The sequence below is a fragment of the Rhizobium sp. 22-785-1 genome (assembly GCF_053521965.1).
The window spans coordinates 1-19,810 of the sequence record NZ_JBNWDI010000002.1 but is presented as its reverse complement, the minus strand read 5'-3'; the positions used below and the strand labels follow the sequence as shown (position 1 = coordinate 19,810).

General features: G+C 57.4%; 16 protein-coding genes and 1 pseudogene. 10 read left to right on the top strand and 7 right to left on the bottom strand.

Annotated elements, in window-relative coordinates:
- The first annotated feature begins 47 nt into the window (after positions 1 to 47).
- Entirely contained in the window at positions 48 to 1,001 is a 954-nt protein-coding gene (gene ubiA / locus ACQZ5M_RS04885; protein ID WP_449079203.1) for a 4-hydroxybenzoate octaprenyltransferase, read from the top strand.
- 84 nt (positions 1,002 to 1,085) lie between these two features.
- On the opposite strand, the gene ACQZ5M_RS04880 is transcribed toward ubiA, so the two are convergent.
- From ACQZ5M_RS04880 to ACQZ5M_RS04865, 4 genes are all read right to left on the bottom strand, one after another.
- A complete protein-coding gene (locus ACQZ5M_RS04880) occupies positions 1,086 to 1,652 on the bottom strand; it encodes a DUF6101 family protein (protein ID WP_296016712.1) in 567 nt (188 codons plus the stop codon).
- 525 nt (positions 1,653 to 2,177) lie between these two features.
- A complete protein-coding gene (locus ACQZ5M_RS04875) occupies positions 2,178 to 3,608 on the bottom strand; it encodes an FAD-binding oxidoreductase (RefSeq protein ID WP_449079202.1) in 1,431 nt (476 codons plus the stop codon).
- A 33-nt stretch (positions 3,609 to 3,641) separates the two neighbouring features.
- Positions 3,642 to 4,619 (bottom strand): L-threonylcarbamoyladenylate synthase, encoded by a 978-nt coding sequence (locus tag ACQZ5M_RS04870; RefSeq protein WP_449079201.1) that lies wholly within the window; start codon positions 4,617 to 4,619, stop codon positions 3,642 to 3,644.
- Between the two features lie 189 nt (positions 4,620 to 4,808).
- On the bottom strand, positions 4,809 to 5,426 hold the full coding sequence (locus ACQZ5M_RS04865; protein WP_449079200.1) for a DUF6656 family protein: 618 nt from the start codon (positions 5,424 to 5,426) through the stop codon (positions 4,809 to 4,811).
- A gap of 317 nt (positions 5,427 to 5,743) precedes the next feature.
- Here ACQZ5M_RS04865 and ACQZ5M_RS04860 point away from each other — a divergent pair, with 317 nt between their 5' ends.
- From ACQZ5M_RS04860 to ACQZ5M_RS04845, 4 genes are all read left to right on the top strand, one after another.
- Complete coding sequence (locus ACQZ5M_RS04860) at positions 5,744 to 6,988, top strand: aromatic ring-hydroxylating oxygenase subunit alpha (RefSeq protein WP_449079199.1); 1,245 nt, start codon at positions 5,744 to 5,746, stop codon at positions 6,986 to 6,988.
- Positions 6,989 to 6,999: 11 nt separating this feature from the next.
- Positions 7,000 to 8,076 carry a 2Fe-2S iron-sulfur cluster-binding protein gene (locus ACQZ5M_RS04855; RefSeq protein WP_449079198.1) on the top strand — a complete coding sequence of 359 codons (1,077 nt, stop codon included), beginning with the start codon at positions 7,000 to 7,002 and terminating at the stop codon, positions 8,074 to 8,076.
- 181 nt (positions 8,077 to 8,257) lie between these two features.
- The gene (locus ACQZ5M_RS04850) at positions 8,258 to 8,728 is read left to right on the top strand and encodes a BA14K family protein (protein WP_296016703.1); all 471 of its coding nucleotides are present in this window, start codon (positions 8,258 to 8,260) and stop codon (positions 8,726 to 8,728) included.
- A 218-nt stretch (positions 8,729 to 8,946) separates the two neighbouring features.
- Positions 8,947 to 9,450, top strand: a complete 504-nt coding sequence (locus tag ACQZ5M_RS04845; protein ID WP_296016702.1) for a BA14K family protein — start codon at positions 8,947 to 8,949, stop codon at positions 9,448 to 9,450.
- Between the two features lie 58 nt (positions 9,451 to 9,508).
- Here ACQZ5M_RS04845 and ACQZ5M_RS04840 read toward each other — a convergent pair whose 3' ends face one another.
- Positions 9,509 to 10,504: a transporter gene (locus ACQZ5M_RS04840; protein ID WP_296041335.1), complete on the bottom strand. Its 996-nt coding sequence runs from the start codon at positions 10,502 to 10,504 to the stop codon at positions 9,509 to 9,511.
- Between the two features lie 216 nt (positions 10,505 to 10,720).
- Between ACQZ5M_RS04840 and ACQZ5M_RS04835 the strand changes: the two genes are divergently transcribed.
- The 3 genes from ACQZ5M_RS04835 (at position 10,721) to ACQZ5M_RS04825 (ending at position 13,694) form a co-directional block, all read left to right on the top strand.
- Entirely contained in the window at positions 10,721 to 12,505 is a 1,785-nt protein-coding gene (locus ACQZ5M_RS04835; RefSeq protein WP_449079197.1) for an acyl-CoA dehydrogenase, read from the top strand.
- A gap of 11 nt (positions 12,506 to 12,516) precedes the next feature.
- A complete protein-coding gene (locus tag ACQZ5M_RS04830) occupies positions 12,517 to 13,275 on the top strand; it encodes a crotonase/enoyl-CoA hydratase family protein (protein ID WP_449079196.1) in 759 nt (252 codons plus the stop codon).
- A gap of 89 nt (positions 13,276 to 13,364) precedes the next feature.
- Positions 13,365 to 13,694, top strand: coding sequence for a hypothetical protein (locus ACQZ5M_RS04825; RefSeq protein WP_449079195.1), 330 nt, complete (start codon positions 13,365 to 13,367; stop codon positions 13,692 to 13,694).
- Between the two features lie 6 nt (positions 13,695 to 13,700).
- Here ACQZ5M_RS04825 and ACQZ5M_RS04820 read toward each other — a convergent pair whose 3' ends face one another.
- Entirely contained in the window at positions 13,701 to 14,951 is a 1,251-nt protein-coding gene (locus ACQZ5M_RS04820) for a class I SAM-dependent RNA methyltransferase (RefSeq protein ID WP_449079194.1), read from the bottom strand.
- The gene (locus ACQZ5M_RS04815; RefSeq protein ID WP_296041324.1) at positions 14,948 to 15,700 is read right to left on the bottom strand and encodes a TlyA family RNA methyltransferase; all 753 of its coding nucleotides are present in this window, start codon (positions 15,698 to 15,700) and stop codon (positions 14,948 to 14,950) included. Before ACQZ5M_RS04815 ends, ACQZ5M_RS04820 begins: the two co-directional genes overlap by 4 nt.
- Positions 15,701 to 15,957: 257 nt before the next feature.
- On the opposite strand from ACQZ5M_RS04815, the gene ACQZ5M_RS04810 reads away from it, so the two are divergent.
- Together ACQZ5M_RS04810 and ACQZ5M_RS04805 are read left to right on the top strand one after the other, a co-directional pair.
- A complete protein-coding gene (locus tag ACQZ5M_RS04810) occupies positions 15,958 to 17,991 on the top strand; it encodes a methyl-accepting chemotaxis protein (protein WP_449079193.1) in 2,034 nt (677 codons plus the stop codon).
- Between the two features lie 1,339 nt (positions 17,992 to 19,330).
- A pseudogene (locus ACQZ5M_RS04805) lies at positions 19,331 to 19,810 on the top strand (ice nucleation-like protein); the annotation flags it as partial.

The following is a 19,810-nucleotide window of genomic DNA, read 5'->3' as shown; positions in this document are numbered from 1 at the left end:
TTAAATCCGAGCTACCGCTTCACTTGCCCATGGGGTAGAAGGCTGGCATGGTTCACCATAGCGATCTTTCCGGCCGCGTTTCGGACGCGCCTTCCAACAATTGGGTCTATCGGATGTTGCCGAAGGCTCTCTGGCCCTATGCTCAGCTTGCCCGTTGGGATCGCCCCATCGGTTGGCAGCTTTTAATGTGGCCTTGTTTCTGGTCCGCCGCTCTGGCTGCCAATGCGGCAAAGCAGGTCGGTTCGTTCTCCTGGGGCACGCTGCTCTTCCATCTCTTCTTATTTTTCGCGGGCTCGGTGGCCATGCGCGGCGCGGGGTGTACCTATAATGATCTGGTCGATCACAAGATCGATAAGGCGGTAACCCGCACCCGCTCCAGACCGCTGCCGTCGGGTCGCGTGACGCGAACCCAGGCCAAGATATTCATCGTGGCCCAGGCGCTTGCCGGGCTGATTGTTCTGCTTTGCTTCAACAGCTTTGCGATCCTGCTCGGCCTCTCGTCTCTGATTTTCGTGGCGATTTATCCCTTCGCCAAGCGCTTTACCAACTGGCCGCAGTTTTTCTTAGGACTTGCCTTCTCGTGGGGCGGGCTGATGGGTTGGGCCGCACAATTCGGCTCGCTAAACGCCGCGCCTGTGCTGATTTATATCTCAGCCATTGCCTGGACCGTAGGATATGACACAATCTACGCTCACATGGACAAAGATGATGACGTAGCCGTTGGCATCGGCTCCACGGCTCTCCTGTTCGGAGATCGGACACATGGCGCACTGGTGGCGCTTTATGGCACAGCCCTCATATGTCTCGTTCTGGCGTTTGCGGTCGCGAACATTAACGCGCTTGGGTATGTCGGGCTCATAGCTGCCGCCGCTATGCTGTTTTATCAGGTGAGGGCTCTGGATATCGGCAACGTGGAAAAGTGCCTGGCTCTCTTCAAGTCCAATAACCGCGTTGGCTTGCTCGTCTTTGCAGGTCTGATATTGCCGCTGATTTTCTCATGACGAAAAGCCCGGACGCGGTGCGCGCGTGCCGGGCCTGCTTTCGTCCGCACTCGTAACGCCGGCTGAACAGCGGCGTTACGTGGATCAGGTGCGGGCGATGATTTCTTTGCCTTCGATCCGCATCGTCAGGCCGAGCGAACCGGTGCTACGACGTACGAGAAAGCGCGGACGTCGATCGGCGAAGTAGGAGTGGCGACGGCGCGGACGCGTAGACTTCGTGCGCACATGGCCGAGATGATCTTCGAGAGGGCGGGCAACACCGTCGGCTTCTACCATCAGCATGGGGATATTGTACTTTTCCGACCAGCTGCGCCAATCAGCGGCGATGTCGCACAGATCGTGCGCCACCAAGAGCGGAATGCACAGGTCTGGATCGTCGTGATGAAGTTCGAGCGTGACCGTTACACCGCCATCGCCATGGTCGATCGCGCGGGCGGCAACACCCTTGAAAGCGCGTGCAGGCAGGGCGAAGGACAGCGGTAGACCGCTGGAATGAAGAACCTTGCGTAGAACGGCGCCGCGCTCATCGAGCGTGATGGCGACATCCGACGAACCATTGCTGTTGCCATAGGTCAGCTGCTGCGGGAACCGCGTCGGATCGAGCCGGAGAGTTGCGCCTGCCCATTCGGGCTTCAGAACGGTGTTGTTCATATCATGCTATCCTTGTTTTACCTGAGAGCCGTTTCATGGCCTCGTCCGGGACTTTTCGTCCTCTGATAGGTGGAAGATAGCCAGCGCATCTTCGAAACAGCTTAAAAATCGAGGTTAAGAAAACTTTGCATTCCCAAATGGTTAGCAAAACCCAGCCGCGTAAGGTTTCGGATTCCTGAATTGGGACGATCGTGCATTATCCGGCGCACGGACCGCACGGATCGACGAAGTGTTTGGAAAAACACCAGGGATCGGCCTGAGCGCATTTCCGCAAATGCACTTCAACAGGTGTGAAGGAAGGGGGCAATAGCCAAAGCTGGCGCGGCCAAAAATGAGCGTGGAGACGCACTCCACAGCATCAAAATACAATGCTCAGCTTGAGGGTGATAGAAAGTACGACATGCGAGAAGGATGCGGCTTCATCTGAAGCGTTTCAGGTTGTGCGTCGCCGCTTCGACGCCGGTCAATGCGGCAACAACAAAGACACAGAGCATTATAGACGATCGCGTGATCGCTGCACATGCCCTAGGAAACGACAACCTTGCCGGGATTCATGATGCCTGCCGGATCGAAGGCTGTTTTGATGCGGCGCATCAGCTCCATCTCGATTGCCGGGCGGATGGCCGCCAGCTCGTCTCGCTTCAATTGCCCGATGCCGTGTTCCGCTGAAATCGAGCCACCGAAAGACAGAACAATGCCGTGGACGATCTCGTTGATCTCTCTCCAGCGGGCGAGGAAGGCGCTCTTGTCGGCACCGACCGGTTGGGAGATGTTGTAATGGATGTTGCCATCGCCCATGTGCCCGAATGCGCAGATACGCGCATCTGGAATGGCGCGTAAGACGGCGCTTTCCGCTTCGTCCATGAAGGCCGGAACATGCGAAACCGGAACCGACACGTCATGCTTGATGGAACCGCCTTCCGGCTTCTGGGCGTCCGACATGCTCTCGCGCATGTGCCACAGCGCCTGACGCTGGCTCTCGGACGAGGCGATGACGGCATCCTGAACGATGCCTGCCTCAAAACCCTGTTCCAATAGGGTTTCCACCATCGTCTGCGCGGTGCCTGCCGAGTCGGAGCTTGAGATGTCGATCAGCGCATACCAGGGATGCGGCGTTTCCAGCGGATCGCGCACGCCGGGAATGTGTTTTGCGGTGAATTCGACGCCGATGCGAGGCATGAGTTCGAAGCCGGTTAATGCAGAGCCGCAAAGAGTGGATGCGCGCTCGAACAGTTTGAGCGCATCCGCTGGCGAGTTGAGACCGGCAAAGGCGACCTGATGGCCAAGCGGTTTTGGAAAGAGCTTTAGCACCGCGCCAGTGATGATGCCGAGCGTGCCTTCGGAGCCGATGAAAAGATCACGCAGATCGTAACCCGTATTGTCCTTCTTCAGGCGGCGCAGGCCGTCCCAGATCTCGCCGGTGGGCAGAACGACTTCCAGCCCCAGACATAGCTGGCGCATATTGCCATAGGCCAGCACCGCAGTGCCGCCCGCATTGGTGGCAAGGTTGCCGCCGATGCGGCACGAGCCTTGCGAGCCGAGTGAAAGCGGAAACATCCGCTCAACCTTCTCGGCGGCCTTATGAACCTCGTCCAGGATGCAACCACCATCAACAACGATGACATTGGCGACGGGATCGATATCGCGAACCTTGTTCATGCGGTCGAGAGACAAAATAACGTCGCTAGCGCCACTGCGGGGCGTCTGACCTCCGACCAAACCGGTATTGCCGGTCTGGGGTACGATAGCCGTGCGGCTCTCGCTGGCGAGCTTCATGATGGCGGCGACCTCCTGCGTCGTGGAGGGGCGCAACAGAAGTGGAGAGGTGCCGTGATACAGCCCGCGGTTCTCGACAAGGTGGGGCGCGAGATCGGAAGCCTCACGTAGCGTATTTCTTTCACCGACGATGGCTGCAAAGCGAGACATCAGTGCGTCGGGCAAGCTTACAGGCGTCATGATCACTTCTCCGGATGTAATCGTCAGATGGGGTCAGCATCGGGGCGCGGCAGCGCGCTCCAGCCTGTCGTTGATCGCTTCGCCAAGGCCTGTCGATGGAATGGGTGTTATTGCAATCGTGTTCGCGCCACTGGCATCGGCCAGTTTAAGGTAGTCGAAAAGATTGGCGGCAGCCTCGGCAAGGTTCCTCGAGGGACTGAGATCGAAGACGGCGACCGCATTGGCCTCTCCCTCCACCGCCTGTCCGCCGAAGCGGATCAACGCCTCGCCCTTCTGGACCGAGAACGCATTCAACCGAACCGATGCGCCCGGTGCGTAATGGGAGGCGAGCATGCCGGGGGCCTCTATCGCGGCTGATGCCGCCGCCGGGCGTATCAGCTTGACGCCAATGACACGCTCTATTTCATCTGCTACCAATCCGCCTGGACGCAGGAGGCGTACCGAGCTGTCGCTCTCTACCTTGATGATAGTGGATTCGACGCCGACCGGTGCGGAACCACCATCTAGAATCAGATCTATCTTCTGTCCGAGATCCGCCTCCACATGCGCCGCACTGGTGGAACTGATCTTGCCGGAACTATTGGCGCTCGGCGCAGCAAGTGGTTTGCCGAGCTTTTCGATCAGCACGCTGGCAAAACCCTTCGGCAGGCGGATGCCGACCGTTTCGAGACCGGCCGTCGCCAGCGAATGAATGGGGCTGTCTTGTCTCAAGGTCAGGATAAGGGTCATTGGCCCAGGCCAAAAGGCCGCCGCCAGCCTGCGGGATATCGGATCAAAGACCGCATGTTGCTCTGCCATGGCGACGCTGGCCATATGGCAGATCAGCGGATTGAACTGTGGGCGCCCCTTGGTTTCGTAGATGCGGGCAATGGCTGCGGGATTGGTTGCGTCTGCCGCAAGGCCGTAAACCGTTTCTGTCGGTATGGCGACGGGAAACCCGGCCTTGAGGATGCGGACCGCCTCTTCCAGTGCTTCGCCGGGTTGCTCCTCGATATCGATATGTCGCGCCATTCTTGAAGGCCCTTTGCTTGGAAACAGCGTCTTAAAGCATCCCGCCCAGATGTGTGAAGCTGTTTTGCAAAGAAGACTTTGCAAAAACCGGCAGGCGCATGCTTGCACGAAGGATAGGAGCGATCGAGGCACGCACACGGGTTTTCATGTGTATGAAGCGCGTTCAGAACAGGGCTGGACGATAGCGCTTCACATGTGGCGAATGAAATCGCGCATCTTCTCCGAGCGCGTTCCCAGCATCAATACGTTTTTCAAGGCTTCTTTCGGATCTTGCGTCTGGAACAGCAAGCCGCCGCGATGAACCGATTTGTCGATCGTCACGTTCTTTCCGCCGTTGTCGGCCTGCATGGCGACGGCGAAATACATGCGTGAGCGGCTCTGGTCGATCTTGTCGAAGAACTGGTCTTCGCCACACAGTTCGGCAAAGAAATTGGCAAGGTAGAATGACCAGAGCACCGGCTTGCGCGTATCGAAACTGGTTCTCGATGCAGTTACATGGCAATAGCCCAGATGCGGACTGTCTTCGATCAGCCTGTGAAAAATCATGTCGGGGAAGTGGATCGTATGGTGAAAGCTGTTCAGCCGCGAGTAGGTCGTGGAGCCTGCCTCCTGCAAGCGACGGCCGGTGATCTCCGCCACCTTTTCATGGGAGAGCAGGCGTCGCTCCTGCGAGAACGGCATGTCTTTGTAACGGGCGATGCGTCCGGTGCGCAGGAATTCGGAATGCGCCGTCTTCGTTCGTTCAGCAGCCGTCTGAGGCCTTTTTACATCGACATAACGGATCCGGGTTCCCTTTTCCAAAACCATATCCCCCTTGAAACATAAGAACTTTTTGCCAGATTTGGGTTAACGCCCGGTTTCCGATGAAAACAAGGAATAGAATTGGGTCGCAGACACAAGCGGTCGTAATGCGACGTAGTCCGCTCAGATATCTGTCGCAAGTCGCTGTTTTATATAGTGAAATTATTAGATAGCACTTTTGCGCACGATGTCGCAATTTGTCGTCAATGCGGGATTGAATGTCGCGCAATGTGGTGCTGGAAAAAGACGTCAATGATTAGATCAATCCACACCATGCGGCCGGATTCATCGGGTGGGGCCGCAGTATATTCGAGGACATGGCCATGGAACTGCGTGAAACCGTATTGCGCCAATTGAAGAATCGCCGCGAAGGCTTCAGCCTTGAGCAGCCATTTTATACCAATCAGGATTACTTCCAGCTCGACATGGAAACCATCTGGTATCGCGATTGGCTGTTTGTGGGTCATGACTGCGAAGTGCCGAAGTCCGGCATGTATTTCACAGTTCAGGTCGGCAACTATGCTGTGGTGATCGTTCGCGGCAAAGACGGCACCGTGCGCGCATTCCACAATTCTTGCCGCCATCGCGGTTCGCGCGTTTGCACGAGTGAGAAGGGCCAGTCCGCCCGTTTGGTCTGTCCTTACCATCAGTGGACCTACGATCTCGATGGTAAGTTGCTTTTTGCCCGCCATATGGCAGAAAACTTCAACAAAGATGATTATGGCCTGAAGCCGATCGCGTGCGAAACGGTTGCCGGTTACGTCTTCATCTGCCTGGCTGATCAGCCCATGGATTTCGCGCCAGTGCGTGCCGAAGTGGAGGCTTACATGAAGCCGCACCGCGCCTGGGAAGCCAAGGTAGCCCATGAAAGTACCATTATCGAAAAGGGCAACTGGAAGCTCGTCTGGGAAAACAATCGCGAGTGCTACCACTGCGCGGCCAACCATCCTGAGCTTTGCCGCACCTATCCGGAAAACCCGAGCGTTACCGGCACAGATGGTGGCGCCAGCGATCCCGAAATCGGCGGCCATTGGGCGCGCTGCGAAGCGGCAGGGCTGCCGAGCCGTTTCAAGATCGACCCGAAGGGCCAGTTCCGCGTGGCCCGCATGCCGCTGATCGGTGAGGCCGAAAGCTATACCATGTCCGGTAAGCCTGCAGTTCGTCGCCCGTTGTCTGACGATGTGACCATCAGCCACATCGGCGCGCTGCTGCTCTTCCATTATCCGACGACCTGGAATCACTTCCTCGGCGACCACATGATTTCCTTCCGCGTGCTGCCGCTCGGTCCGCAGGAAACCATGGTGACGACCAAGTGGCTCGTTCACAAGGACGCCGTGGAAGGCGTCGACTACAATCTCGAAGACCTGACCCACGTCTGGAACGAAACCAACGATCAGGATCGCCGGATCGTCGAAGAAAATGCCTTCGGTATTCGCTCGCCGGCGTATGAGCCAGGTCCTTATTCCATGGAAGACGAAGGCGGCGTCATGCAGTTCGTCAATTGGTATGCCGACTTCATGATCGACCGGTTGTCGGGCGACAAGAAGAAGCTTTCCGCAGTAGCTTGATGCAGATGACCATGGCTGTGATCTATAAGCATATCGATGAGATGAAGCCCTGGAGCGACAAGCTTCACATGCTGGAATGCATTTCGGTAACCCCCGAAACGCCCGATGTGATGACGTTCCTGTTTCGCTCCAATGACACGAACTGGTTTCGCTACATTCCGGGACAGTTCGTGACGCTGGAACTGCCAGTCGGGCCGGAGCCGCTGTTCCGGACCTATACGCTGTCATCGACACCGTCTCGTCCCTATGCCGTGGCGGTCACGGTCAAGGCACAGAAGAACTCGATCGGCACCCGGTGGATGTTCGACAACCTTAAGCCGGGAATGAAGATCCGCGCGCTTGGTCCTCTGGGTGACTTCTCCTACGTTAAGCACCCGGGCGACAAATACCTGTTCATCTCGGCAGGCTCTGGCGTCACACCAATGATGTCGATGGTGCGCGACATGTGCGATCGCGCGCCCCAGAGCGATATCTCCTTTATCAATTGCTCTCGCACGCCCGCTGACATCGTTTTTCGCCATGAGCTCGAATATCTCGCGCGCTACATGCCGAACCTGTCGCTAGGGTTCATCGTCGAGTCCTGTGGTCGTACTGATCTTTGGTCAGGTCTGAAGGGCTTCGTCGACAAGGCGAAGATTGCGCTCCTGTCGCCTGACTTCATGGATCGCACGGTGTTTTGCTGTGGGCCTGAACCATTCATGGCTGCGGTCAGCTCCATGCTCGAAGCCTCAGGCTTCGACATGACACGCTACCATCAGGAAAGCTTCGCGCCTGCCGCACCGCCGGTTGCCGTTGGAGAAACGGCACTAGAAGCCGATGGTGAGGCGATGACGACCGTCGGCTTCACGCTCTCCGGCAAGGAAGTGCCTTGTCAGCCCGGACAAACGGTTTTGATGACTGCAAGATCGGCCGGCGTTCGCATCGGTGCGGCTTGCGAATCCGGCATCTGCGGCACCTGCCGCGTCCTGAAGCTGTCGGGAGAGGTCGAGATGAACCACAATGGCGGCATCCTCGACGAAGATATTGCTGAAGGCTATATCCTGGCCTGCTGCTCAAGGCCGCTTACTGACGTCAAGGTGGAGGCGTAACGCCTCTACCCACCTTATCGCTTCTGGAAATTGGCATTCGCTGCCAAGTCTATGGAACGAGTTCCTAGTTCTTCCGTTTCTAAAATGTCTAAGGCTGTGTCACTGCGGGCGTTTTTCCGCGTTTCTGCCGAAGGATATAAAAACAGCACAACATCAATGTGCAAAGAAACGGAGGAAATTCATGCTGAATTTGCGGAAGACGAGCCTCGCCACCGCTTTTGTCATGGTCCTGACGAGCTTTACGCCATCGCAGGCCTTTCAGGTCCCAACACCTATTCCGGCACCCGTTGCTGCCCAGGATCACGTCGTAGACGTGCAATATCGCGATTGGCGTGACCGTCGTGACTGGCGTCAGCGGCACGGTCGCGACTGGCGTAACCATCGCGAGTACCGTCGCCAGGGCTTCTATAACGGTCACCGTGGCTATCGCGAACGCCGTCCAGGCTATCGTTACCATAACGGTTACTGGTTCCCGCTTGCAGCCTTTGCCGCTGGCGCGATCATCGGCGGCGCAACGAATCAGGCGCGCCCTTCCTACGGCAGCAGCCATCAACAGTGGTGCGCGAACCGGTGGCGCTCTTATCGCGCTTATGACAACAGCTATCAGCCCAATAACGGGCCACGCCGTCAGTGCGTTTCGCCCTATAGCTGAAACCGTTGATTTGGAGGGCCCGGCTTGTCCGGGCCTGCTGCCGTCTAGCAGCAATCCGTTCAAGTATCTGTGATCGTCTCGTTAATGCTGCATTCAGGCTGGGTTTCCTAACGTGAGTATAAGGCGAGTCCACGCCGTTAAAAATGGATAAACAGGAGAATAATCGTCGTAGTTCACCCCGTTCGGTTGAGTATCCGGACGCGAATGGAGAAGGTCAGATGAAGAATTACATGAAAGCTATTTTGGCTGCCGGCCTTTCTGCAGTTGTTGCTGCTGGATCTATTGTGCCAGCGCAGGCCATGCCGATTGTGCCCGCAGCACCTTCAGCGCCCCAGGCCGATAATAATATCGTCAACGTCCAGTACTGGCGCGATCGTGGCTATTACCGCGACTATGGCCCAGGCTACTATCGGGGCCATCGTGGTTACCGCGATTACCGTCCTGGCTATCGTCGCCACAATGGCTACTGGTTCCCGTTGGCAGCCTTTGCGACAGGCGCTATCGTCGGCGGCGCACTGGCGCAGCCACGCGAGGTGTATCGCCCTGTTCCGGAATATCGTCCTCGCCCGGTCTACCGCGAGTATCGTCCGGTTGTGCGCGGTGGCGTGAGCCAGGCCCACGTGAACTGGTGCTACGGTCGCTACCGTTCGTACGACGCCCGTAGCAACACCTTCCAGCCTTACCACGGTCCGCGCCAGACCTGCTACTCGCCGTACGGCTGATCGGACAAGGGTATATAATTGATAAGAGCCGTCTCGCATTCGCGGGGCGGCTTCTTTGTTAAATGATGCCGACACGTCGCAGCAGGAACCATGCCAGAAGACTGGACGCTATGATGAACCCGCCCGCGTAAAGCGTACCGTTCCCACCATCGATAAACGGCAGTGCGCTGGTGTTCATGCCGAAGAAGCCGGTGACGAGCGTGGGTGGTAATAGAAACGCCGTCATGATCGAGAGGATGTAGAGATGGCGGTTGGTTTCCGAAGACAGTTTAGAGTCAATTTCTTCATGCAGCAGACGCGCTCGCTCCTGCAGCGCATAGACATCGTAATCGACAGACTCCAGCCGGCTCGTCAGTCGCCCGGCAATTTCTTCAAAACCGACAGGCATATCATCTTCATCGGCTGCTGATGCGCGCCGCATCAGCGTCAGCACCGTGCGCAGATGCCGATGCAGTCGCACGACGGTGCGCCGCACAGGCGCTAGCCTGCGCCTCTCATCCCGCGGCGTGGTGTCATAGACATAGTCTTCGATTGCGTTGAGTTCTTCGGTCGTCTCCATGACTAGGTTGATCAGGCTGCGCTGGAACTCCGCCACCAGCGCTTCGAAAATATGAGACGGCGTGGAGTAGCGCTTTGAGTTCTTGTCGATGGCGGCGCGCAGTCGGTCAACGGATCGTAGCGGCTGAAGCCTCGTCGTAATGATGAAGCGATCCGTAAGGGCAAAATGCAGCCAGCCAAGATCGCGTGTTTCCTGATCGAACTCACGCTGAAAGTCGACAAGCGTGCCGTAAAGCGCGCCCTCATCGACGGTGATCGAAGGGTGCGTCTCATGGGTGGTCAGGCTGGCGCGGAGATTCTCATCCAACCCCTGGATGGCTTCAAGAAAGGTCGCCACCCGCGTGTCTGCCAGGTTGAGGTGCAGCCAGAAAAATCCGTCGTGGCTCTGTAAGTCTTCCCAACGGGCGCTGGGCGCCAGTCGGGTACAAGACAGATTTCCCGGCTGGAAGCGGTAGGCCCAGACAAGGCCGGGAATGGCGGGGTACTGTATATCCATATGTCAGTCCTGAAAGCCGGAGTCTTGGACGGCGAGATCGAGCAGACGCAAGGGGCTATTGCTGCTCTGAAGGCTGGTGATGCTGCGCAGAGTTTTATGACAGTTTCATAACAAGCGCGATCCCATTGGCGGCAAATTTAAAATTGACGTTTACGTAAAAATCAATTAGCCCGTAGGGACATTGCATTGTAGGCAGACGCTTCGGGAGGAGGCAGGATGTATACCGCGCCGGTAGACGATATCGCTTTTACGTTGAAACACGTTGCAGGGCTGGGCGATGCTCTTCAGAGCGGTGCGCTCGGTGATCTCGATGAAGATCTCGTCGACGCCATTCTCCAGGAAGCAGGGCGTTTCGCGACGGAAGAGGTCGCTCCGCTCGCGGAAGTTGGCGATCGTCAGGGTTCACGCATGGTGGATGGTGAGGTTCGCACGCCGGATGGGTGGGCTGGGCTCTATCATCGCTGGGCGGAAGGTGGCTGGAACGGCCTGACGGCCCCTGAGGAATTTGGCGGGCAGGGCCTGCCTCACATGCTCAATGTCGCAGCACTGGAGATGTGGAACTCGGGCTCTATGGCGTTCGCTCTTTGCCCGACGCTCACCATGGGCGCGGTCGAAGCCATTTCTGCTCATGGCAGCGAGGAGCTGAAAGCCGCCTATCTCGAAAACCTCGTTAGCGGCAAATGGACGGGCACCATGAACCTGACGGAGCCGCAAGCCGGCTCCGATCTCGCGGCGCTCAAGGCCAGAGCAGAACGTGCCCAAGACGGTACATACCGCATTTTTGGCCAGAAGATTTACATCACATGGGGTGAACACGACGCTGCCGAGAACATCATTCATCTGGTGCTTGCCCGCCTTCCGGATGCACCTGCCGGCACGCGCGGCATCTCGCTCTTCCTCGTGCCGAAATTCTTGCCCGATGCGGCCGGCAATCCGGGTGAACGCAACGATCTGTTCTGCCATGCGCTGGAGCATAAACTCGGAATTCACGGTTCGCCCACCTGCACGATGATCTTTGGCGATGGCCGTTTCGGTCAGGAGAAAGGTGCGATCGGCTGGCTGGTCGGTGAGGAGAACAAGGGTCTGGCCTGCATGTTCACCATGATGAACAATGCGCGCCTTGCGGTCGGTATGCAGGGTGTGGCGATTTGCGAAGCCGCCACGCAGAAGGCAATTCAATACGCCAATGAGCGGACCCAAGGCAAAGCGCCGGGAGCGAAGGCCACGGGCATGAGCCCGATCATCGAGCATCCGGATATTGCCAGAACGCTGCTCACGATGAAGGCGCTGACGCAAGGTTCTCGCGCCATCAGCTTCGCCTGCGCTCACGCGATCGACATGAGCCATACGGAAAGCGATGCTGGAACGCAGAAGTTCTGGCAGGAGCGTGCAGCCCTTCTAACGCCGATTGCCAAGTCCTTCTCCACCGATGCCGGTGTGGATGTGGCGTCCCTCGGTATTCAGGTACACGGTGGCATGGGCTTCATCGAGGAAACCGGTGCGGCCCGCTATCTGCGCGACGCTCGTATCGCTCCAATCTATGAAGGCACAAATGGCATCCAGGCTATCGACCTCGTCATGCGCAAGCTGCCGCTTTCCGAGGGTCATCACGTCCGGGGCTTCATCAACGAGTTGAAGGCCATCGCCGAAGCCGTTCGTGTATCGAACAAGCCGGAACTGGGCGACACCGCACGCTATCTCGACCAGAGCATAGCCGACCTCGAAGCTGCCACCGACTGGCTACTTGAGGCCCAGGCCAAGGGAGAGGCAGCATCAGCACTTGCCGGTGCCACGCCGTACCAGCGGCTCTTTGGTCTTGCCCTGACGGGCGTCTATCTCGCCAAGGGCGCGCTGGCTTCTGTTGATGACGGTAAGGGTGCCAAGCGAGCATCGCTTTGCCGCTTTGCCGCTGAAAATCTCCTGGCGGAAACGGCTGCTTTGAAGGACCGCGTGGTGTCGGGTGCTGCGAGCCTCGAAGCCGCGCGCGCTGTGCTTGCCTGAGGAGGTTGCTGATGTCTGAAGACCATATCCTTCTCGAACGTCCGCAGGCCGCACCCGGTGTGCATGTCATCCGGTTCAACCGTCCGGACAAGAAGAACGCCATCACAGATGCGATGTATCGCAGCCTGATCGATGCCTTGACGGCGGCCAACGCCGACGCTGATATTCGCGTCATCGCCTTTCTCGGTACGCCGGGATGTTTCTCGGCTGGCAACGACATGGCCGATTTTCTCGGCTTTGCCATGTCCGGCGGCAAGGGCAGGCTCGCTGCCGCAGACTTTCTGCACACGCTCGTTGGCGTCGAAAAGCCTATTGTCTCCGGCGTCGATGGCCTTGCTATCGGCATCGGCACGACACTGAACCTGCACTGCGATCTGACGCTTGCATCCAGCCGCAGCCTGTTCAAGACACCCTTCGTCGATCTGGCGCTGGTGCCAGAAGCCGCATCCAGTCTTCTGGTGCCGCGCATCGCCGGCCATCAGCGGGCATTCGCGCTGCTGGCTGCAGGTGAGAGTTTCACCGCCGAACAGGCGCTTGCGGCGGGCTTGATCTGGAAGATTGTCCCTGAGACGGAGCTGGAGGCGGAAACGCTCAAAACTGCCGCTCATCTTGCATCCAAGCCACCGCAGGCGCTGAAGATCGCTCGTGATCTGGTGCGTGGCGATATCGACGCTATCCGAAAGAGGATCGACGAGGAAATCGTCCACTTTGCAGCCCAGCTTCAGAGCGCGGAGGCAAGAGCGGCATTCGAAGCATTCATGCGTCGTTAAGGCTTAGCGAAGAAAGGCGGCGACCTTTACCGAACGGGAAGTGTTTCCGGTTATTCGATCAGCATCTTTACTGTTGGGAGAAGGCCGCCATGATGCGCAAAACCGCTCTTGCAATGATCGCACTACTGTCCGTATCCGGCGTTGCGGAGGCGGGCCTGCCTCAGGCGTTTAAAACGCCGTCGCTTGCACAAAGCGATGTGGTGCAGGTGCAGGACTTTAACAGTAGCTCGCAACGTAGCAACCAGAACCAGAACAATGGTTGGGACCGCCGCCAGCCGCGTTTCGTCTGCGTCATCACCCCGCCGGAAAGTTCTGAGCGCTCGCGCCCCTATGTCTGCCCCGTCCAACAGGGCAGGGTTGGCGGTCGTTGCCGCTGCTCCGGCGTTGTCGGCAGCGGCAATATCGATACCGCCTGGTAAAAAGCCTTATTTTTCCAGCGTCACGACCGCCTCGACATGCGGCGACCAGAGGAACTGGTCGATCGGCGTAACGTTCGTAATGCGATAACCGCCCTCGACCAGGATAGAAAGATCGCGTGCCAGAGACGGCGGATTGCAGCTGACGGCAACGATCTTCTTCACTGTGCTGCGAGCAAGTTCCTTGCACTGCGCTTCAGCACCGGCTCTCGGCGGATCAAAGACGACGGCGTCGTACAGCTTCAGTTCCTTGGCAATCAGCGGATGTCGGAAAAGATCGCGCCGTTCGATCGTGACCGGCTTCAGGCCGGGGGTGTTGCGTGCGGCAAAATCCAGCGCCTTCAATGGCTTGTCTTCGGCTTCCACACCATGCACCTTGCCGATGCGCGCCAGCCGTAGCGTAAAGGTGCCGGTACCGCAGAACAGATCGGCGATCCGCTTCGATTTGCCGATATGTCCCAGCACACGTTCAGCCATTGCGTCTTCCGCCACCTTGGTTGCCTGAAGGAAACTGCCAGCGGGAGGAGCGACCTTGACGCTGCCAAACTCGATGACCGGCTTTTGCGGCTCGATGAGAATTTCTCCTGACAGCGATACGCGGGCGATACCGCGCATGGAAAGAACCGTTTCGGTCAGTGCCCGACGCTGCTTGTCATTGACTGATTTGATGCCGTCCACGGCAATATCGAGCCCAGATAGCGTCTCCAGCACTGTCATGCGGAAAGGTTCGGCATTGGATGCCAGCGGCAGGCCGATTGCGCGGATTGCATCCAGCCTCGATACGATGGCAGGTGACGCGATAGGACATTCTTCGATCGCAACAATATGGTGGCTATTGGCTTGGCTGAAGCCGAGAAGAAGTCCTTTCTCGGTTTTGCGTGCGGTGAAGACGACGCGACGGCGCTCACCGGGCCGACAGATCACCAGTGGCCCGACCTCCGCATCCAACCCTTTGGAGCGCAGCGCGGAGACGACGAGGTTGCGTTTGAAGGCGTGATAGGTTTCGTCCGCCACATGTTGAAGCGAACAGCCCCCGCAAGTGCCGTTCTTGCCATCCGGCCCGAAATGACGGCAGGCGGGCTCACGTCTCTGCTCCGACGCCTCGGTGATCGACATGATCGTTCCCTGGTCTTTCACTCGGGCGATCGCGACTGTTTCCCCCGGAAGGGCGAAGGGCACGTAGACCGTGCCTTCAGGGCAATGTGCGATGCCGTCGCCCTGGGCTCCCAGACTCTGGATCTTGACGGTCTGCGTGCTCATGGCTTTCTGCCTCCGAGAAGGAATTCTACATTGCCATCCCCACCCGCAATCGGGGAGGGGATAAGGCCAAGGCTTTCCCAGCCCATATCTTCGGTCAGCCAGCGTTCCAGCTCTGCGGCGACTTGCGGCGCTGTCTCCGGCTCTTTCAAAAGACCAGCCTTGCTGATCGCATCACGGCCTGCCTCGAATTGTGGCTTGACGAGAAGCACGGCGAGCGCGCCCTCGACTGCGAGATCGAGCGCGGGCGCCAGCGCAAGCTTCAGCGAGATGAAGGAGACATCCGACACAATGAAGCTGATCTCGCGACCGTCGATATCGTCCTGTGTTAGGAACCGCGCATTCAGCCCCTCGATGCTGGTCACGCGTGGATTGTTCTCCACCCGTGGATGGATCTGCCCATGACCCACGTCGATCGCCGTCACGTGGCCAGCGCCGCGCTCCAGCAAAACCTCCGTGAAACCGCCGGTGGAGGCGCCCACATCCAGGCACTCTTGGCCTTTCGGGTCCAGCTCGAAATGATCGAGTGCGGCAACGAGCTTCAAGGCGGCGCGCGAGACATAATCCTGCGCCGGATCGTCAATGGCGATCACTGCGGTCTCGGCGAAGCACAGGCTTGGCTTGGTCACGATCTTGCCATTCACGCTGACGGTGCCGCGCGATACGGCATCGCGCGCGCGGGAGCGGCTTGCAAACAGGCCCTTGGCGACCAGGAGCTGGTCCAGGCGTTGGTTTTCAGATGTTTTGGTCATGGAGAGTGTCAATGACGGCCAATCGGGCGTAGCGCAAGCGGTTTGTGTCCGAGGGCTCTTGAAGACTTCGTTTACCCTGCCCGGCACTCCTCAGCTTTGTTTTTTTAGTACCTTCAGATTTAAGCAAAAATCAACCGCTTTGCAGCAGTTTGCGAAGCTGAAAAAAGAGCCGTCGCTGACATGAAGGTTAGGCCGGAAAACTTGTGGTTCGCGGTCTGATGACTGATGCGCGGTCCTGCGTCGAAGAAGAGTTGTCGATGTCTTTGAAAAATTTACCTATCAATATCAAACTGATGATGACCTTCGTCGCCTTGATGGGTGTGTGTCTAGTCGCCTCGGCATTCGTCTTTCTTCAAACGCTAGACGCGCAGCATCTGTCTGAAACGCAAACTCGCACAGCTCAACTGATGCAGACGGTCGACGAAGCGAAAGCCGCCATGCTGGAGCAGGTGGTCAATCAGCGCGGCTTTCTTCTGTTCCGCAGCGACAGCACATACAAGGATGTGTTTGCCCAGCGCGACGTGATGCTCGCAAAATTGAATGAGGCACGCGGATACGCTGCCGACCAACCCGAGATTCTGAAATCCATCGATGAGATGGAAGCGACCGCCACCGTCTTTTACAAGCAACTGGCAGAGCCGCAGATGGCAGCCCGCAAGACGACGGAAGCACCGGTTTCTGAAATCATCGAGATCGGCCGCAACCAGGCCAAGGGCCAGGTCGATGGCTTCCGCGCTGCAGCCGAAAAGATCAAGGAACAGCTCAACGCGCTGACCAAGTCGGAGATCGCGGCTCAGCAAAGCGCCCAGGCCAACCTGCAATATGCATTGCTTGGCGGTGGCGCTGGGGCCGGCCTCGTTTCTGTCCTGCTGATCTGGGCGCTATCACGCGCCATCGTCACGCCCATCGTCGGCATGACGGATGCCATGAGCCGTCTTGCCAATGGCGATAACAATGTCGATGTCCCTGCGGTTGATCGCGGCGACGAAGTTGGGAAAATGGCCAAGGCCGTTCTGGTCTTCAAGGACAGCGCGATCGAGAAGCAGCGTCTTGCAGGTGAGACGGACCGCATGCGCTCCGCGACCGAAGCTGATCGTCGGCGCAACGAGGCTGAAAAAGAGCGCGCCGAAGCTGACCAGGCTTTTGCCCGCGAAGAACTTGCCAAGGGGCTCCAGGCACTGGCCGACGGCAATCTCGACTATCGCATCGAAAAGCCGTTCACCCCGTTCGTCGAGCCGCTTCGTCTGAACTTCAACACCTCGCTCGATAGCCTGCAGCAGACATTGCGTAAGGTGGGCGAGAACGCTGCTGCAATTCATGCCGGCGCCGCCGAAATGCTGTCCGCAGCCGATGATCTGTCGCGCCGCACGGAACAGCAGGCAGCTTCCGTCGAACAAACCGCTGCCGCCCTGGAAGAAGTGACCACCACCGTTCGCGATAGCGCCAAGGGTGCTGAAGAAGCAGGAGCTCTGGTGCAGCGCGCCCGTGCCGGTGCCGAACAATCCGGTGCGGTCGTTCGTCGCGCCGTGGCCGCAATGCAGGAAATCGAAAAGTCTTCCGGCGAAATCACCAACATCATCGGTGTGATCGATGATATTGCCTTCCAGACAAATCTGCTCGCGCTGAATGCTGGTGTTGAGGCTGCCCGTGCCGGTGAGGCCGGTAAAGGTTTTGCCGTCGTCGCACAGGAGGTTCGCGAGCTTGCTCAGCGTTCCGCCAATGCCGCGAAGGAAATCAAGGCGCTGATCAGCAACTCAAGCAGATACGTTGAAAATGGCGTAGGCCTCGTCGACGAGACCGGCAAGGCGCTACAGATGATCGTCGCTGAGGTGGAAGAGATCAACGCTCATGTCAGCGCCATCGTCACGGCATCACGCGAACAGGCGACGGGCCTGCAGGAGATCAGTACTGCCGTCAACAGCATGGACCAGGGAACGCAGAAGAACGCCGCCATGGTCGAACAACAGACCGCAGCCAGCCATTCACTGGCTCGCGAAGCTGAGGCGCTGAACGGACTGATCGGCCAGTTCAACCTCGGGGCAGGGGCAGAACAGCGCATCGCGTCCTACATACCGCCCGCCACTCCCGCTGTCCCGCGTTCCGCTCCAGCGGCTTCCGCCAAGCCGCTCTATTCGACGAAGCCGAGCTTCACGCCTGCTGCTGTCAAGCCAACGGCACGCCCCGTAGCCTCGCCCGCGCGTGCGCTGGGCAATACGCTCGCCAAAGCCTTTGGAGCGTCGGCAGAAGCGGTACAACCGAAAGCAAGCGAACAGAACTGGGAAGAGTTCTGAGAGCAGGCTCATCGCGAGTTCGCTGAACTGCCAAACCATGAGAACATATGGCAAGGCAGATATTAAAACCGTTACGGCGGATACAACAAAATGATCCCAGATCTAGCGGACCTTTGAGCCCGCCGTACAACTCATGAAGTCTCTTTGAGCCGGAGATAATGTCCGGCTCTCGTGTCGCAGCATGCGTTGCGACCGACGGCGTTATGCCGGTGTCTGCGCGAAAAGCCGTCACACACGAAGGTATTGAACCTCTCGAAGTGTCTCGACCCGCAGAGCATTCCCTTATTAGGCTCCCCCAATTCGCAACCTGATCCCGGTCCGTTCTTGTTTTCATTTCAAGACGTTCCGGAAACCTGATCTCGTCGCGCATCTAACGTGGAGCGGTCAAACTCGATGAAGGATGAGTTTTACCGAATCAGCACCCCGCGCTCGCCCTCCATCAAGATTCAATGCCAGCCGCTTCATCGAAAGCTGACGGGATGCACTGTCAGACGATTGCACGTGAAAGTTTAGCCAGTGGTATCGTGATGATCTGCTGATGCGACGGTGAGACGCAGTATATCTTGTAACGATATTGCTGGAAGAGTGATGATTACTGCCAGTATCAAGCCCGCGAGAGTATCCGATTGAATGTCCTAAACGGCGAATCATGCAGAATAAAAACAACTTTACCGGGTTTTCTCCGTTAACTCACGCCGGGTGTCGGAACGGAAACCAAGGCCCAGAAACCGTATTCATCGCAATTATAATTCGATAAAGTCGATATTATATCTTAAAATCGATGTATTGTAATTCATTGATGTCAACATATTAAAAAATATGCTTGTGTTTACCCCTTTTTTTTATGTCGTTATCTCTGTTGGCGGTTTACCTATTAATTTTCCGACGGGGTTTTCCTTGGATAGTAAAAAGACTGCGTGAATGATTGAGAATCTGAGGCCGAATTAAAATTTTTCGCTCTTGATAGATGGTTAAAATGATGTAGGTGGCATAGCTTTCCTTTGAAATTTAGCGTTTGATTCGCAGAGATACATGTGTCTCAAGAATAATCAGATGCGTCACCAATATTAACTTGGCTTTAAATGTTTGCCTGATAAGACACCGTTACAGTCAGGTTACTCAAGCAACCAAATTTATTAGCGTCATTCGCAATAACTAGCGTGGAAAATCCGGGCTTCCCTCTCAGGCTCGAATTGCATGAAGCGGTTCCTACGCAGGTTCACATGAGCCATGTTCTCAACAATTTCGCTTCATTTGCGCGTGTCGGATTCATGTCTATTTGGGCGATGTCTGACGGCAGATAGGCGTGACCAGTCGCCATCCGGTAAGGGACACGTTCATGACTTCCATTATTTCTTCGCTGTCTGCTGCGCAGATTTCAAAGCTTTCCACATCGACCATTGCGAGCTTGACCTCGGCGGACGTGAACGCTCTTGATAATACAAAAATCAAGGCCCTTAGTTCTTCGCAGATCGCAGCCCTTAGTACCGCGAATATCGCTTTGCTCGACTCTGAAGACATGCGCGCCATTTCGCCGAGCGCCGTCAAGGGTCTGACGCTGAATCAGCTGGAGGTGCTCAGCAGCGGCCAAGTCAGCAGCCTGAGTGCGGCGCAGGTCGTTGCTCTTTACACCAGTCAATTCGAGGCTCTTGGGACAAGTCAGATCGAGGCGCTCACCTCGGCGCAGGTTGCTGGCCTCACAGCAGCTCAGGTCGGCACGCTGGACAGTGCCGAACTCGCTCTCTTCTCCACTGGCGAGATCGCATCCATCAGCGCGCAGGCGCTCTCCAGCCTCACCGCAGCGGCCCTGGAGAACCTC

Excerpts from the sequence above, each read along its gene's own strand:
- ubiA (WP_449079203.1), top strand. The coding sequence starts at position 48 with ATGGTTCACCATAGCGATCTTTCCGGCCGCGTTTCGGACGCGCCTTCC.
- ACQZ5M_RS04880 (WP_296016712.1), bottom strand. The coding sequence starts at position 1,652 with ATGAACAACACCGTTCTGAAGCCCGAATGGGCAGGCGCAACTCTCCGG.
- ACQZ5M_RS04875 (WP_449079202.1), bottom strand. The coding sequence starts at position 3,608 with ATGACGCCTGTAAGCTTGCCCGACGCACTGATGTCTCGCTTTGCAGCC.
- ACQZ5M_RS04870 (WP_449079201.1), bottom strand. The coding sequence starts at position 4,619 with ATGGCGCGACATATCGATATCGAGGAGCAACCCGGCGAAGCACTGGAA.
- ACQZ5M_RS04865 (WP_449079200.1), bottom strand. The coding sequence starts at position 5,426 with ATGGTTTTGGAAAAGGGAACCCGGATCCGTTATGTCGATGTAAAAAGG.
- ACQZ5M_RS04860 (WP_449079199.1), top strand. The coding sequence starts at position 5,744 with ATGGAACTGCGTGAAACCGTATTGCGCCAATTGAAGAATCGCCGCGAA.
- ACQZ5M_RS04855 (WP_449079198.1), top strand. The coding sequence starts at position 7,000 with ATGGCTGTGATCTATAAGCATATCGATGAGATGAAGCCCTGGAGCGAC.
- ACQZ5M_RS04850 (WP_296016703.1), top strand. The coding sequence starts at position 8,258 with ATGCTGAATTTGCGGAAGACGAGCCTCGCCACCGCTTTTGTCATGGTC.
- ACQZ5M_RS04845 (WP_296016702.1), top strand. The coding sequence starts at position 8,947 with ATGAAGAATTACATGAAAGCTATTTTGGCTGCCGGCCTTTCTGCAGTT.
- ACQZ5M_RS04840 (WP_296041335.1), bottom strand. The coding sequence starts at position 10,504 with ATGGATATACAGTACCCCGCCATTCCCGGCCTTGTCTGGGCCTACCGC.
- ACQZ5M_RS04835 (WP_449079197.1), top strand. The coding sequence starts at position 10,721 with ATGTATACCGCGCCGGTAGACGATATCGCTTTTACGTTGAAACACGTT.
- ACQZ5M_RS04830 (WP_449079196.1), top strand. The coding sequence starts at position 12,517 with ATGTCTGAAGACCATATCCTTCTCGAACGTCCGCAGGCCGCACCCGGT.
- ACQZ5M_RS04825 (WP_449079195.1), top strand. The coding sequence starts at position 13,365 with ATGATGCGCAAAACCGCTCTTGCAATGATCGCACTACTGTCCGTATCC.
- ACQZ5M_RS04820 (WP_449079194.1), bottom strand. The coding sequence starts at position 14,951 with ATGAGCACGCAGACCGTCAAGATCCAGAGTCTGGGAGCCCAGGGCGAC.
- ACQZ5M_RS04815 (WP_296041324.1), bottom strand. The coding sequence starts at position 15,700 with ATGACCAAAACATCTGAAAACCAACGCCTGGACCAGCTCCTGGTCGCC.
- ACQZ5M_RS04810 (WP_449079193.1), top strand. The coding sequence starts at position 15,958 with ATGTCTTTGAAAAATTTACCTATCAATATCAAACTGATGATGACCTTC.